The 15,928-nt window shown below is 47.3% G+C and carries 12 protein-coding genes; all 12 read right to left on the reverse strand.

Annotation, left to right across the window (positions count from 1 at the left end):
• Positions 1–11: 11 nt before the first annotated feature.
• Positions 12–293: a DUF503 domain-containing protein gene (locus tag ACQ5DJ_RS17395; RefSeq protein ID WP_007719228.1), complete on the reverse strand. Its 282-nt coding sequence runs from the start codon at positions 291–293 to the stop codon at positions 12–14.
• Positions 293–2,902 carry a translation initiation factor IF-2 gene (gene infB, locus ACQ5DJ_RS17400; RefSeq protein WP_429843584.1) on the reverse strand — a complete coding sequence of 870 codons (2,610 nt, stop codon included), beginning with the start codon at positions 2,900–2,902 and terminating at the stop codon, positions 293–295. The genes ACQ5DJ_RS17395 and infB overlap by 1 nt, the downstream gene beginning before the upstream one ends.
• A gap of 21 nt (positions 2,903–2,923) precedes the next feature.
• The gene (locus tag ACQ5DJ_RS17405; protein ID WP_007719232.1) at positions 2,924–3,223 is read right to left on the reverse strand and encodes a YlxQ family RNA-binding protein; all 300 of its coding nucleotides are present in this window, start codon (positions 3,221–3,223) and stop codon (positions 2,924–2,926) included.
• Positions 3,220–3,510: an RNase P modulator RnpM gene (rnpM, locus tag ACQ5DJ_RS17410; RefSeq protein WP_429843585.1), complete on the reverse strand. Its 291-nt coding sequence runs from the start codon at positions 3,508–3,510 to the stop codon at positions 3,220–3,222. The genes ACQ5DJ_RS17405 and rnpM overlap by 4 nt, the downstream gene beginning before the upstream one ends.
• 2 nt (positions 3,511–3,512) lie before the next feature.
• The gene (gene nusA / locus ACQ5DJ_RS17415) at positions 3,513–4,604 is read right to left on the reverse strand and encodes a transcription termination factor NusA (protein WP_017249293.1); all 1,092 of its coding nucleotides are present in this window, start codon (positions 4,602–4,604) and stop codon (positions 3,513–3,515) included.
• A gap of 54 nt (positions 4,605–4,658) precedes the next feature.
• Positions 4,659–5,117, reverse strand: a complete 459-nt coding sequence (gene rimP / locus ACQ5DJ_RS17420; protein ID WP_429843586.1) for a ribosome maturation factor RimP — start codon at positions 5,115–5,117, stop codon at positions 4,659–4,661.
• A 167-nt stretch (positions 5,118–5,284) separates the two neighbouring features.
• Positions 5,285–9,589: a PolC-type DNA polymerase III gene (locus ACQ5DJ_RS17425; protein WP_429843587.1), complete on the reverse strand. Its 4,305-nt coding sequence runs from the start codon at positions 9,587–9,589 to the stop codon at positions 5,285–5,287.
• Positions 9,590–9,705: 116 nt separating this feature from the next.
• Positions 9,706–11,451, reverse strand: coding sequence for a proline--tRNA ligase (locus tag ACQ5DJ_RS17430; RefSeq protein ID WP_429843634.1), 1,746 nt, complete (start codon positions 11,449–11,451; stop codon positions 9,706–9,708).
• Positions 11,452–11,494: 43 nt separating this feature from the next.
• Positions 11,495–12,577 carry a flavodoxin-dependent (E)-4-hydroxy-3-methylbut-2-enyl-diphosphate synthase gene (gene ispG / locus ACQ5DJ_RS17435; protein ID WP_007719240.1) on the reverse strand — a complete coding sequence of 361 codons (1,083 nt, stop codon included), beginning with the start codon at positions 12,575–12,577 and terminating at the stop codon, positions 11,495–11,497.
• A 55-nt stretch (positions 12,578–12,632) separates the two neighbouring features.
• A complete protein-coding gene (gene rseP / locus ACQ5DJ_RS17440) occupies positions 12,633–13,898 on the reverse strand; it encodes an RIP metalloprotease RseP (protein ID WP_144614587.1) in 1,266 nt (421 codons plus the stop codon).
• Positions 13,899–13,941: 43 nt separating this feature from the next.
• Entirely contained in the window at positions 13,942–15,090 is a 1,149-nt protein-coding gene (locus tag ACQ5DJ_RS17445) for a 1-deoxy-D-xylulose-5-phosphate reductoisomerase (RefSeq protein ID WP_429843588.1), read from the reverse strand.
• A gap of 40 nt (positions 15,091–15,130) precedes the next feature.
• A complete protein-coding gene (locus tag ACQ5DJ_RS17450; protein WP_429843589.1) occupies positions 15,131–15,916 on the reverse strand; it encodes a phosphatidate cytidylyltransferase in 786 nt (261 codons plus the stop codon).
• Positions 15,917–15,928: the final 12 nt, after the last annotated feature.

Raw genomic sequence — 15,928 nt, forward strand, 5'->3', positions numbered from 1 at the left:
CTGACTGTTCATTAATCGTAGTATTCCGTATCCACACGAATCAACTCTACGTCTGGATGGTTCTCTACAAATCGGACGACAGTCTGCATTTCTTGTTGTAAAAAAGAGATCTCATTAGCAACGGCAGCGATACCCAACACGGTACGCTGCCATTGCTCGAGATAAGCCACCTCTGCCGCGGAGACGTTAAATCGGCTCCGCAGCTTGCCGATCAGACTTTTGACGATGGCCCGTTTTTCTTTCAGGTTTTGGCTAGCGGGCAGAAACAGTTCAATCTGCACACCTGCTATCATTATTGTTTCACTTCAACCATGACGAATGCTTCGATGACATCGCCGATTTTCAGGTCATTGAAGCGTTCCAAAGTCAGACCGCACTCATAGCCAGCTGCAACGTCTTTCGCATCATCTTTGAAGCGCTTGAGGGTATCAAGTTTGCCTTCATAAATCACAATGCCTTCACGGATCAAACGCGCACCAGCATCGCGGCTCAATTTACCTTCAGTCACATAGCAACCAGCGATGTTTCCGACTTTGGATACTTTGAACACTTCACGAATCTCAGCTTGACCGATAATATTTTCTTTGAAGACTGGATCAAGCATACCTTTGAGAGCAGACTCGATCTCTTCGATTACAGTGTAGATGACACGGTGCAGGCGAATGTCGATCTTCTCTTGTTCAGCCATGCTGCGTGCATTCGGTTCAGGACGCACGTTGAAGCCAATGATGATCGCATTCGATGCATTTGCCAACGTAACATCAGATTCCGTAATCGCCCCAGCACCTGTATGAATGATTTTCACACGTGTACCGTTGACATCGATTTTTTCCAAAGAACCGCGCAGAGCTTCTACAGAACCTTGTACGTCACCTTTTACAATCAGGTTCAGTTCTTTGATATCGCCCTCTTGGATGTGTTGGAACAAGTCATCCAAAGAAACACGGGAGCTCTCACGACGCTCGGATTCACGCTGTTTGGAAGCACGTGCTTCCCCGATCGCGCGGGCTTTTTTCTCGTCTTCAAAAACACGGAACTGGTCGCCTGCTTGTGGAACATCATTCAGACCCGTGATTTCAACTGGTGTAGATGGGCCAGCTTCTTTCAGACGGCGTCCTTTGTCGTTAACCATGGCACGCACACGACCGAAAGCAGAACCTACGACGATAGGGTCACCAACGCGCAGTGTACCTTGTTGAACCAGAATGGTTGCGACTGGACCGCGTCCTTTGTCAAGCTCTGCTTCCACTACAGTACCACGAGCACGCTTATCTGGGTTTGCTTTCAGTTCTTGTACTTCGGATACGAGCAAGATGTACTCAAGCAGCTCTTCAATACCTGTACGTTGCTTTGCAGACAATGGGGAGAAAATCGTCTCGCCGCCCCACTCTTCGGCAACCAGTTCATACTCGGTCAATTCTTGCTTGATACGGTCCATATTTGCTTCTGGTTTGTCAATCTTGTTGACCGCTACGATGATTGGCACATTCGCTGCCTTCGCATGGCTGATCGCTTCAATCGTTTGCGGCATGACACCATCATCTGCTGCAACAACGAGAATCGTGATATCCGTAATTTGCGCACCACGTGCACGCATGGTTGTGAAGGCCGCGTGACCTGGCGTATCAAGGAAAGTAATTTTCTTTCCTTTGATCTCTACTTGGTACGCACCAATGTGCTGCGTAATTCCGCCTGCTTCGCCTGCTACAACGTTTGTAGAGCGAATCGCATCCAGCAAAGTCGTTTTCCCGTGGTCAACGTGACCCATGATGGTGACAACTGCTGGGCGCTCCAAGAGGCTTTCTGGTGCATCTACTTCTTCTAATGTTTCGAAGTTGGTCTCATCGATGATGATTTTTTCTTCGACTTCAATGCCATAATCTGCGCAAATAAGTTCGATGGCTTCACGATCGAGGTACTGGTTAATCGTTGCCATGATCCCCAAATTAAACAACTTTTTGATGACTTCTGCTGGTTCTTTGCGTAGTTTTACAGCCAATTCGTTAACGGTCAAAGACTCGGTAAAGGTAATTTTTGTTGGTGGGTCAAATACTGGACGTGGAGCCTTTTGGCCACCACGATTGTTATTGCCACGGCGATTATTTTGATTATAGCGGTTATTACCACCGCCACGGAAAGGCTGACTCTTCTTGTTATCTTCAAAAGTCTTTTGAGTCTGTGGACCCTTTTTGATTTTCTCACGTTTTTCTGTACCCACATTGGATGGGAGATTTACTTTATCTTCAAATTCTTCCCCTGTACGTCCCTCTGTTTGATTTGCAACAGGTTGTTGTGCAGGACGCTGTTGGTTTTGTGGGCGTTGCTGATTGTTCTGTGGTCTTTGACCCTGTGGTCTTTGTTGGCCTTGGCCTTGGCCTTGTGGTCTTTGCTGATTACCTTGTGGTCTTTGCTGATTACCTTGTGGCTTGCGGTCATTCGGCTTTGCAGGTTGACTTCTCATATTGTTTGGTTTTCTCTCCTGATTCTTCCCCTGATTTTTTCCATGCTGAGGACTTTGCTGATCGGAATTGGCACTCGCACTGTTGTTAGCTGGACGATTGCTGTTTGATGCGCTTTCTCCACGATCGCTGTTTGGTCTGTCATTTCTAACCGTTTGAGCTTGCCCCGCTTGTTGCTGGGGTTTGTTCTGTTGTCCTCTGGAGTCGTTGGGGCGTCGTTGATCTTCCGTTTGTTTGGATCTTGCATCACTTGGCGTATTGCGCTGCTCTGGCTTGGCACCAGAACGCAATTTGGCCATGTGATCCTCGATCCTTTTGATCGTCCCTTCTTCCATGATACTCATATGATTTGCAACTTCTATATTCAATCGTTTTAGCAAATTGAGGATTTCCTTACTGCTCATGTTGTGCTGTTTGGCATATTCATACACACGTGTCTTCAAATATACTTCACCCTTTCTAAGTTAGGTGAGCAGACGCTGAATGCTTTCGGCCAATTTCCCATCGGTTACCGCCACGGTAACGCGCCCATCTTTTCCGATTGCGTGTCCCAATGAATGTCGGTCGCCAGTGGTTACACATGAGACACCGTAATAGGAACATTTATCCTTTACTTTCTTAGCGGTATTGTCTGATGCATCTGATGCGAGCAAAACTAGGCGAGCCTGACCATTACGAATAGCGGTAATAACCAGTTCCTCTCCAGTAACAATCTTCCTCGCACGCATCGCCAATCCGAGTAATTGTGCTGCTTTTGGGATCATTTTCCCATCATCTCCAGCCATTTCTCACGGAAAGCATCATACTTTTCTTGGGAGATGGATATATTGAGGGCACGTTCCAGCACTTTTTTCCATTTTCCCGATGCGAACGCATCCGGCTTCAGACAGCTTTCCTGCCGACACACATAGGTACCGCGTCCCGCCGCCCTTCCAGTAAGATCAATGACGATCTCTTCTTCTGGCGTCCGGACGACGCGGACTAATTCCTTTTTCGGAAACATTCCTTGGCAAACAATGCACTTACGCAACGGGATCTTTTTTTGCTTCATGATTATTCGTTGTCCGTCCCTTCATCGCTCTCTACTTCTTTTGGATAAGCGATGCCTTCTTGGTCGGCTTGGGACTCGCTCTTGATATCGATCTTCCAGCCAGTCAGCTTAGCTGCCAGACGTGCGTTTTGGCCGCGCTTACCAATCGCCAGAGACAATTGATAATCAGGAACGATCACACGTGTAACCTTCTCCGCTACGTTAACCTCAACATGCAGCACTTTTGCAGGGCTGAGTGCATTGGCTACATACTCGGCAGGATCTTCAGACCAACGAACAATGTCGATCTTTTCGCCTTTCAGCTCCGTAACGATCGTTTGAACGCGCATGCCCTTTGGACCTACACAAGCACCTACTGGATCAACATCTGCGTTGATGGAATGCACAGCGATCTTCGAGCGATCGCCCGCTTCACGCGCAACAGATTTGATTTCAACCACGCCGTCATATATTTCTGGCACTTCTAATTCGAAGAGACGCTTCAAAAGCCCCGGGTGAGTACGAGAAACGACGATTTGCGGTCCTTTAGTGGTTTTCTCTACTTTGATGATGTATGCCTTCACGCGATCTTGTGATTTAAAATCTTCGGATGGCATTTTTTCGGTGATCGGCATAACGGCTTCCGCCTTACCCAGATCAATGTAATAATTGCGAGCGTCCATACGTTGAACGACACCTGTTACGATATCGTCTTCACGCTCAATAAACTCGCTGTAGATCAAACCGCGCTCCGCTTCGCGAATGCGCTGCGTAACCACTTGCTTCGCTGTCTGAGCAGCAATACGACCGAAATCACGAGGCGTTACCTCGATTTCGACGATGTCCTCCAGACGGAAGTTAGGATCGATTTCTTGTGCTGCTTCTTGAGAGATCTCTAGGCGCGTATCCAATACCTCTTCTACTACGTTCTTCCGCGCAAACACACGCACCATACCTGAATGACGATTTACATCCACCCGCACATTTTGGGCCGAGTTGAAGTTACGTTTGTATCCAGAGATAAGAGCCGCTTCGATGGCCTCAATCAGTACGTCTTTGGTGATGCCTTTCTCTCTCTCAATGGCTTCTAAAGCCTCGATAAAATCGCCGTTCATGACTTTCGTTGCCTCCTCCTTTACTTACCACGGGCTACCACAAGCTACTGACAATTAAAAAACAATCGCCAATCTGGCTGTGTCAATTTGCTCTTGGGAAATTACATACGTTTTCTTTGCCTCTTTCACTGTCAGCTTGCCATCTTCAAAGGATATCAGTTCGCCTTCGAACTGGCTTGATCCTTCTACTGGCTCATTTGTTGTGATATGAACATGTCTGCCAACAGCTTTCGTGAAATCCTTATCCTTACGCAAAGGGCGCTCAGCACCCGGCGAAGATACTTCTAAAAAGTATGCAGTAGGGATGGGATCTACTTCGTCTAGTTTTTCGCTCAGCTTCTCGCTGACAAGGCGGCAGTCATCAATATCGATGTTGCCAGTTTCATTGTCGATAAACACGCGCAGAAACCAGTTGCTGCCTTCCTTTTTGTACTCGATGTCAACCAGCTCCAGGCCCACTTCTTCAACGATGGGCGTGACGAGTTCAGTGACGATGCCCGTTACCTTGCTCAAGCAAGTACCTCCTTCTCATTTGAACCATGAGGTGTAGCCAGAAAGAAAGAGTGGGTTTCCCCACTCTCGATCAGCCATGCGTATAAAACCAGTATTTCCAAAAAAATTATAGCATAACAGCCCTCCGCTGACAACCTTTGGATGACCGTCTGCCTTGACAGCAAGCCTTAGAACAAAGATAGCTGATTGGATTCCGGCAGTCCTTTCAACGCACCCTGTTCGTCCAAGAACTCCAAAATGGTCTTGGAGATGCGGGAACGGGATAAGAGGTCTTCCTTGGACAAAAACTCCCCTTGTTCTCTCGCCGCAACGATACTGATCGCTGCGTTCGTTCCTAAACCAGGCAGAGCATTGAATGGAGCGATCAGAGAATCACCCTCGATTAAGAAGCGCGTAGCGTCAGATTTATACAAATCAACGTTCGTAAAACGGTAACCGCGTTCTATCATCTCCAGGGCCATCTCCAAGACAGTCAGCAATGCCTTTTCTTTTGGCTGTGCATCGTGTCCTTTACCCTCGATCTCCTCAATCTTTTGCTTGATCGCAGCTGAGCCTTTGACCATCAGCGGAATGTCAAAGTCATCTGCGCGAACCGTAAAGTACGTAGCGTAAAACTCCAATGGACGATGGACCTTAAAGTATGCAATCCGCACAGCCATCATGACGTAAGCAGTCGCGTGCGCCTTCGGGAACATGTACTTGATCCGCTGACACGATTGAATATACCATTCTGGCACATTGTTATTGCGCATTTCTTCTTGGTCGTCTTCAGGAACCCCTTTACCTTTACGTACAGACTCCATGATCTTAAAGGCACGAGAAGGCTCTAGCCCTTTATAAATCAAGTACACCATGATATCGTCACGACAACCAATTACGTCCGGCAGCTTACATGTACCGTTTCGAATCAAGTCCTGTGCGTTATTCAGCCAAACGTCCGTACCGTGTGAAAGTCCAGAAATCTGAACAAGCTCCGCAAACGTAGTCGGTTTAGTGTCTTCTAACATCTGACGTACGAATTTGGTTCCAAACTCAGGAATGCCAAGTGTCCCCATATTCGTACCGATTTGTTCTGGTGTGACTCCCAACGCTTCGGTGGTACTGAAGATGGACATGGTCTTTTTATCATCCAGTGGGATCGTCTTCGGGTCCATTCCCGTCAAGTCTTGTAGCATACGGATGACGGTCGGATCGTCGTGTCCCAGAATATCGAGTTTTAACAAGTTGTCATGAATGGAGTGGAAGTCGAAATGGGTTGTGCGCCATTCTGACTCATTATCATCAGCCGGGAACTGAATCGGACAGAAATCCTCAATCTCCATGTAGTCTGGAACTACAATAATTCCGCCTGGATGCTGTCCTGTCGTTCTTTTTACACCTGTGCACCCGTTCACGATCCGAGAGATCTCCGCATTACGCAAGGTCATGCCTCGCTCATCGGCATATTTTCGCACGTATCCATACGCTGTTTTTTCCGCTACAGTACCTATCGTTCCGGCACGATAAACGTATTCTGGTCCGAACAGCTCTTGTGTGTACTTGTGAGCACGTGGCTGATAGTCACCGGAAAAGTTCAAGTCAATATCCGGTACCTTGTCCCCTTTAAACCCAAGGAACGTTTCGAACGGAATATCTTGTCCATCCTTGGCATAGCTGGTACCACATTCTGTGCATGCCTTGTCCTCCAAGTCAAAACCAGAGGCAATTGAACCATCTGTGATGAATTCACTGTGCTTGCAGCTCGGGCAGCGGTAGTGTGGCGGTAATGGGTTTACCTCAGTAATCTCAGACATCGTCGCAACAAAAGACGAGCCTACAGATCCACGTGAACCTACCAGGTAACCGTCATTCAACGATTTCGTTACCAAACGCTGCGAAATCAAATAAATCACACCGAAACCGTGCTTGATGATACTGGTCAATTCTTTTTCCAATCGATGCTCGACCAGCTCAGGCAATGGATCGCCATACAGTAACCTCGCTTTGTCATAGCACATTTGACGAAGCTCGTCGTCCGCCCCTTCAATGATCGGCGTGTACAGCTTGTCTGGAATTGGACTAATATCCTCAATCATATCCGCAATCGCATTCGTATTTGTTACGACAATTTCTTTTGCGGTCTCTTCCCCCAAAAAGGAGAACGCCTCTAGCATCTCTTCCGTTGTATGAAAGTAAAGTGGCGGCTGATTGCCTGCGGTTGGATCCCCTTTTGACAATAAGAAAACATCGCGGAAGATTTCATCTTGCGGATTGAGAAAATGCACATCTCCTGTGGCTACGACCAGCTTGCCGAGCTCTTTTCCCATATCCACAATCTTTTGATGATAGCCCTTCATCGTCTCCAATGATGGAATTTCTTCATTACGCAAAAGTGGTGAGTATTGAGCAACCGGCTGTATTTCCAAAAAGTCGTAATAACTAGCAACTTCCTTCAGCTCTTCTGGTGACTTACCACGCAGAATTGACTGCATCAGTTCGCCATCCTTACATGCTGTCCCGATTAACAAACCTTCGCGGTATTTGGTCAGCTGACTGCGCTGGATACGAGGCCAACGGAAGAATGTTTCCACATGGGAACGACTTACGAGCTTGTACAAATTTTTGAGGCCTTCTTTATTCTGCACAAGAATCGTCGCATGGAATGGACGTCCACTCTTGTAATCCGCCTCTTCGTTGCTTTTTTCATTTAGCTCGGCAAGCGATTGGATCTGTGCTTCCTTTATGTCCTTCAACATCTGCTGGAACACCTGGGCAAGTGCCACGGTATCGTCCAGCGCACGGTGAGCATTAATTAGATCCACGTTAAACTTTTTGGCTAATGAGCCCAAGCGATAATTGCGCATTCCTTTGTACATCAGCCGGGCTAATGGCAACGTATCTAAAAATGGATTGTTCCACGGTTCCATGCCAATCCGTTTAGCACATGCGTTGATGAATGCTTTATCAAACTCCGCGTTATGTGCGACAAGAATAGCATCGCCAGCAAAATCCTTGAATTTGCGCAGCACTACATCAAGTGTCTCTTGCCCGCGGAGCATCTCGTTAGTAATACCCGTGATCTCCGTCGTTTTCGGTCCTATCTCCAACTGAGGATCGATCAGCTCTGTCCATTGATCAACAATTTCTGCGCCCTTCATTTTGACCGCAGCGATTTCGATGATCGTATGCTCTGAGGCGTTCAAACCAGTCGTCTCCGTATCAAATACAACGTATTCTGTGTTCTCATCAATGGAAAGATTGTTGTCTGCTTGCAGGTTGTAAACGATATCGATACCATCCTCGACTACGTACGCTTCCATACCGAGAATGCATTTGATGTTATTCTTTTTGGCGATGGAATACGCCTCTGGAAAAGCCTGTACGACACCATGGTCAGTGACAGCAATTGCTTTATGACCCCACTTTGCTGCCGTCGAGACCAGCGATTTTACGGATGCAACAGCATCCAGCGCACTCATCGGCGTATGGCAGTGGAGCTCGACACGTTTTTCTTCCGCGTGATCTTTGCGAATAACCTGCTCAATCTGGTTCAAATCATTGGCATTCATCACAAGATCGCGTACAAATGTGTCATGCTGTACACTTCCGCGTACTTTCACCCACATGCCGTCTTTCAGCAATTCAAGCATTTTCACGTCTTCTTTATCGCGGGAGAACATCTTCACCGTGAGAGAATCCGTATAATCTGAAACGTTGAACGTGAGCAAATGGCGTCCACTGCGAAGCTCTTTAACTTCTACGTTAAATACGGTTCCTTGGATGACAATACGGCGTTCCTCATCTTGAATCTCGCAAATCGGGATCGGCGCATCTTTGATTTCATAGCCCATCATAAGCGTAGTGACAGCCTCAGATTTATCAGACGATTTGTTCTCTTGCTGAACAGCTGTCATCACAACTTCGACGAGAGCACGCTCTTCCTCTTTACGTTGCTCCTCAAAGGCCTTATACGCGTCATCGCTCTCTTCCCCATGGAAAGTAAAGCGCATCGAGCAATCGGTAGCTTTTTGGAAAGCAGCCAAAAGCTCATTATCCGCTCGTTTACGCTTCGCAACCTCAACGGTCATCTCCGTTGGCAAGTACACCTTGACTTCCTGTTGGTCGACTTGCTTACGTGCTTGACGCATCGTAACTGCCAAGGAGTTCAGAGTTGGCTCTAGCCCCGCCAGTAAGACATCCCAATACTCTTCGACTACTTGATCGAGTGATGGCTTTTGGAGATAGCGAAATCGGGTATCTACTTTGGCTAGATGTGAAAATGTATGCGTCAATCGCTTGGTAAAAGCTGCATAAACATCCGCAGGTATTATTCTCGGGAGGGCAAAGTGAAAAACCCATTCTTTGTTCTGCTTATACAGCTCTAACTTTTCAATCTGAGCATCAAGAAAAAATCGCTCCACCCATTCGTCAGGAACTTCCATTTGCTTGACCAATAGGGAGAAGCGATGTTTTTGCTCTTGTAAACGGTCCACGGTTTTCCCACCTTCCCTATAAGTGAGCGTTTAAACAAGAAAAAGAGGCACTCCCCATTAATCTAGGGGAGTACCCCGTAAAAATTCGACAAAATCCTTCTTATTCCTGCATGTAACTAGTTACCGAACAATGCAGCTCCTGTTTGGTCAACACGAGATAAGTGACCTTTCACTTCATCGACCAATTGATCCAGCTTCACATCATGTGTCTCACCGTTTTTGCGGATACGCACTTCAACGGTTCCTTCTTGTGCAGCTTTATCGGAAACTGTAATACGCAGAGGTAATCCAATCAAATCGGCATCTTTAAACTTCACACCAGCACGCTCAGGACGATCGTCAAACAAAACTTCTACGCCAGCCTTGCGCAATGCTTCTGTAATTTGTTCACTAGCTTGACGTTGCTCTTCTACTTTAACATTGACCGGAATCACATGCACATGGAAAGGTGCTACAGATACTGGCCAAATGATACCATTTTCATCATTGTTCTGCTCGATCACTGCTGCAATCGTACGAGATACACCGATTCCGTAGCAACCCATGATCATTGGTTGACTGCGACCGTTCTCATCCAGATACGTAGCACCCATCGCTGTGGAGTATTTCGTACCCAGCTTGAATACGTGACCGACTTCTACACCACGTGCAAACTTGATAACACCACCTGTACGAGGGCACTCATCGCCTTCTGTAATGTTGCGCAAGTCAGCGTACTGGGAAACTGTGAAGTCACGGCCAGCAACTACGTGAGTCAGATGATAGTCTGTTTCATTGGCACCAACGACACCATCATAAACATCTTGAACAAAATTGTCCGCAACGATTTCCACTTTTTCAGGGTCAATGCCAACAGGTCCAACAAATCCTGCAGGCGCTCCTGTTACCGAAACGATATCCGCTTCAGACGCCAGCCCTACGATCGTCGCATCATACAAGTTTTTCAGCTTCACTTCATTGATCTCATGATCACCGCGCACCAGCACCATAACCAGCTTATCGTCTAAGCGATAAATGAGGCTCTTGATGATTTGCTTTGCTTCGATTTGCAGTGCTTGTACCAATTGCTCGATCGTTTTGGTACCAGGTGTATGCAATTTTTCGCGAGTTGGCGCTTCTGTTGCCGGCTTCGCAGATGGCTTGTACACGACTTCTGCTTTTTCCAAGTTGGCCGCATAATCGCCTTCTTCAGAATAAGCAATCGTGTCTTCCCCAATATCGCACAACGCCATGAATTCGTAAGTGCCTTTTCCGCCGATCGCACCTGCATCCGCTTCTACTGCACGGAAGTTCAAGCCTACACGGGTAAAGATGTTCGTGTACGCATCATACATCGCCTGGAAGTTGCGATCCAGACCGTCCTGTGACGTATCGAAAGAGTAAGCATCCTTCATAATAAACTCGCGGCAACGAATCAAACCAAAGCGTGGACGCACTTCATCACGGAACTTGGTTTGAATTTGATAAAGGTTGATCGGGAGTTTTTTGTAAGAGTTAATCTCATCACGCACGAGACTCGTAATGACTTCTTCGTGGGTTGGACCCAAGGCAAAAGGACGATCATGACGATCACGCAGGCGAACGAGCTCGGGACCGTATACATCCCAACGACCCGTTTGATGCCACAGCTCAGCTGGTTGCATCGCTGGCATCAACAGCTCTTGTCCCCCAGCATTATTCATTTCTTCACGCACAATCGCTTGGATTTTGTGCAGGGAACGGAGCGCCAGGGGCAGGTACGTATAAATACCGGAAGCCAGTTGGCGGGCCATACCTGCGCGAAGCAGCAGCTTGTGGCTGGCAATCTCCGCGTCGGATGGCACTTCCCGCAGGGTAGGGATCAACATTTGACTTTGCTTCAACACGTGCGTGTCCTCCTTATGCCTTATCAGCAATCAACGTGCATTACCCTACAGTTGTAGGTTTTTGCTCGTTTACAATTTCATTAATTTCTTTCATCAGCTCTTCAAACAACTCGGTTTCTTTTACTTTCCGAACAATTTCACCATTACGGAAAATCAAACCCTCGCCATTTCCGCCGGCAACGCCTACATCTGCTTCACGCGCTTCACCAGGACCATTTACCGCGCAACCCATTACCGCTACTTTTAACGGTACTTTCAGCGTCGAAATGGCATCTTCGACTTTTGTTGCCAAGCCGATCAGGTCAATTGCGCATCGCCCGCAAGATGGGCATGCAATAACCACTGGATCGTTGTTCACGATATCCAAGCTGCGAAGAATTTGTTTCGCTACTTTAATTTCTTCTACAGGATCAGCCGTCAGGGATACGCGGATGGTGTCACCGATTCCCATCGACAGTACCGTTCCGATTCCTACTGAAGACTTAATGCTGCCGGAAAACTGTGTGCCTGCTTCTGTTACACCGACATGCAGCGGATAGTTGCGTTTCTGTGCCATCAATGAATAGGTTTGGATCATTGTTGGAACATCGGAAGACTTCAAGGAAATGACGATGTTGTCGTAATTCAAGTCTTCCAGAATTTGCACGTGGTCTATCGCACTTTCTACGATCGCTTCCGGAGAAGGGTAACCGTATTTTTCCAAAAGTCTTCTCTCCACTGAACCGGAGTTGACCCCGATACGGATCGGAACATTGCGCTCGCGGCACGCTTCCACTACGCGTTGTGTTTTTTCTTTCGAACCGATGTTTCCTGGGTTAATCCGAATTTTATCAATCCCGCTCTCCAGCGCAATCAATGCAAGCTTGTGGTCGAAATGAATGTCGGCAACAAGCGGCAATGGGGAGCGTTCTTTAATTTTTTTGATGGCACGGGCTGCATCTTCATTGATGACGGCCAAGCGAACAATTTGGCAACCGACATCGTGCAGTCTCTGAATCTCAGCCAGAGTTTTTTCTACATCACGCGTGTCTGCTGTCGTCATCGACTGGATGACTACGCTTTTTTGGCCCCCGATTTGCACTCCACCTACAAAAACCGGTTTCGTCTCCTCGCGCTTGAACATTTTGCACCATCCTTTAAGGTATGTCTGTTTTTCTTTCTATCGTGTTAGTACGTGATTAGGAGAACAATCGTTGCAAATCATTCCAAGTCACTACCAAAATCAGCAACATCAAAAAGGCAAAGCCCAGGAAATGAACCATTCCTTCTTTATGCGGGTCAACAGGTCGACCGCGCAGCGCCTCTACTCCCAAGAATGCGAGACGTCCGCCATCTAAGGCTGGCAGTGGCAACAGATTGAACAATCCAAGGTTAATGCTCAATACAGCAGCCCATTTCAACAGAATCGCCATACCTTGTTGAGCAACCTCTCCTGTCATCTTGAAAATACCGACTGGACCACTCAAGTCCTTCAGTCCATATTCACCCGTCACGAGCATTCCCAAGCTTTTCAGGATCATCATTGTAAACTCGTAAGTGGAAGTTGCACCGTATTTGAGAACTTCTCCTGGAGCAAACGTGAGTGCATTGGTTACCATGATTTTGCCCACGTTATTTTCGTCTTTCCCTACTTTAACTGGCACAGTCATACGTTGGCCATTACGCTCGTACTCAAATGTTAATTGTTGGTCCGGCGCTTTGCTAATCTTCTCTACAACGTCTTTCCACGAGGATACAGGCTGACCTTGAATCGCGATCACCTTATCACCTGGCAATAATCCAGCTTGAGCAGCAGGTCCGCCCGGGATCACATTCCCCAGATAGCTGCCATTCGGTACGCCGTACAAGAAGCCGATCACGATAAACAAAACAAACGCCAGCAAAAAGTTGGCTGCAGGTCCTGCAAAAATCGCCCAAAAACGTTGTGAAACTGTCTTGCCTTTGAACTGTCTGTTCAGAGGAGCAATCTGTACTTCTTGTCCATCCTTGACGAGCTGAGCCTGTGGATGAACAGCAAACGTCTTCTGTTCACCATCCAGTTCAAGCACGATATTTAAATTTTGCTCCAGATCAAATTGTACCACCGTACCGGTAATCGCACGAGCAGAACCAGAGCTTGGTCCATCGAGCAAAATATGTGTGACCTTTCCTAACGCATCCCGCTCCACGGTTACTTCCATGTGCGGTTTCAACATATCCATCTCCGGGTCTTCTCCCGCCATGCGAACAAGACCACCGATGGGTAACAGGCGTAAGGTGTATTCCGTTTCTCCACGCTTCACGCGAAAAATTTTCGGCCCCATTCCCAGTGCAAATTCACGACATAAGATCCCTGCCTTCTTGGCCAGAAGGAAGTGTCCTAGTTCGTGCACAAAGACAAGTACCCCAAATACAACTACAATCGCGAGAATTGATTCAACGGAATCCAGGTTGGGCAAAGGCAAGTGAACAGCCACCTTTCTGTCAAGTATCTAACACTCATATTCCTTAGATGGAGACGAGCGCATAAGAGCGTGCCCACTCATCAGCTGCAAAAATATCTGCAAGCTCTGGACTCGCTACACCCGGGTGAGCTTCGCACGTTTTTCGGACGACCTTTTCGATGTCTAAAAAACTGATCGCTCCCTTTAAGAACCTATCAACTGCGACCTCATTGGCTGCATTCAGTACTGCAGTATGCGTACCACCTGCTATGCCGCACTCATACGCTAATTTTAACAGCGGATAACGCTCATAATCCATGGCTGCAAAATGAAGCGTGGCGATCTTGACCAAATCAAGTGGTTCCGTAGGTAGTTCTTTTCTGATGGGATAGCTCATGGCGTACTGAATGGGAACCTTCATATCCGGCGTACCGAGTTGGGCCATGACCGCTCTGTCTTTGTATTCTACCATAGAGTGTATGATACTTTCATAATGCAATACGCATTCGATTTGCTCATAAGCTAAATCGAACAACCAATGAGCCTCGATCACTTCAAAACCTTTGTTCATCATGGTAGCAGAATCGATGGTAATTTTTGCACCCATGCTCCAATTCGGATGAGCCAATGCTTGCTCTACTGTCACTTGCTGTAGATCCTCTCTGGAGAGGTGACGGAAGGAACCGCCTGAAGCGGTCAAAATGACCCGTGCCACATCTTCCTTGCGCTCGCCTTGCAGACATTGGTAGACAGCTGAATGCTCGCTGTCTACTGGAATAATCGATACGCCTTTTTCTTTCGCTCGTTTCATGACGACAGGGCCAGCGCTCACCAGTGTCTCTTTGTTGGCCAGTCCAATTGTTTTTCCCGCCTCAATCGCAGCGAGTGTAGGTGCGACCCCTACACTGCCGACAACAGCGGTCATAACGAAATTGGCAGCTTCATGACGGGCAACCAGTTCCAATCCTTCCGCCCCGTAAACGATCTCTGGTTGAGAATTACCCGCCAATCTATCTCGCAGTTCAACGGCAGCCTTCTCATTTCCCACAGAAACGAGCTCGGGCTTGAATTTTTCCACCTGGTGTGTCAATAGATCGACGTTTGTTCCAGCAGCCATAGCCACCACCGAAAAATCCTCAGGATGTTGGTCTACAACTTCAAGCGTGCTCGTTCCAATTGACCCCGTTGAACCTAAGAGCGCTATTTTTTTCACGGATTTCACCCTCTATATCTCTTTCTATATGCAAAAGGTTTTAGACAATACCTAATAGATGTAGAACCGGAAAGACGAGCAAAAAACTATCAAAGCGATCCAAAACGCCCCCGTGACCCGGAATGAGCTGTCCTGAATCTTTCACATGGAAATGTCTCTTGAAAGCCGACTCAACCAAATCACCCAATTGCCCGACGATCCCCGCAACAAGTGCGATAATTAAAGCCTGATCAATGGCAAAATGTCCAAAGCTTGCATTGATGGAAAGGACAATCAAGACAGAAGCGACAAGACCTCCTAATGCCCCTTCCACCGTCTTGTTTGGACTTATTTCTGGCCACAATTTGCGCTTACCTATTGCTTTTCCGACAAAATAGGCGCCCGAATCAGTCGACCAGATTCCCATAATGACCATGACCGTCAGCATGAATCCTTCAGGTAGGTTTCGGGTAGCGGCCATATAAGTAAAACCGTAGCCTATGTATAACGCCCCCACCAACGTAAGGGCGACGTGTTCAATGTGGAACTGATTTTTCCGTAAAACGGAGTAAATCAACAAGAGCAGGATGACGGGCAGCATCAGATCCGGCATGCTGATACTGAGCCAATCCGAAATTAATAGAGACGGCCACAAAATGCTTAACATCAATACATATCCGAGTAATCCTGCCAAATAAAATGACTGAATGCCAGCCATTCTCATAAATTCAAAATAGCCAATGACAGCCAGTAAAAACACCAATAGTGAGTACCAAACTCCACCAGCATACATCAATAATAGAAAACCAGCCCCACCAATCAGGCCTGTTATTATACGTTGCTTCAACTGATTCCACCT

Origin of the sequence: Brevibacillus sp. FIR094, from assembly GCF_050477165.1 — a bacterium.
Lineage (GTDB): Bacteria > Bacillota > Bacilli > Brevibacillales > Brevibacillaceae > Brevibacillus.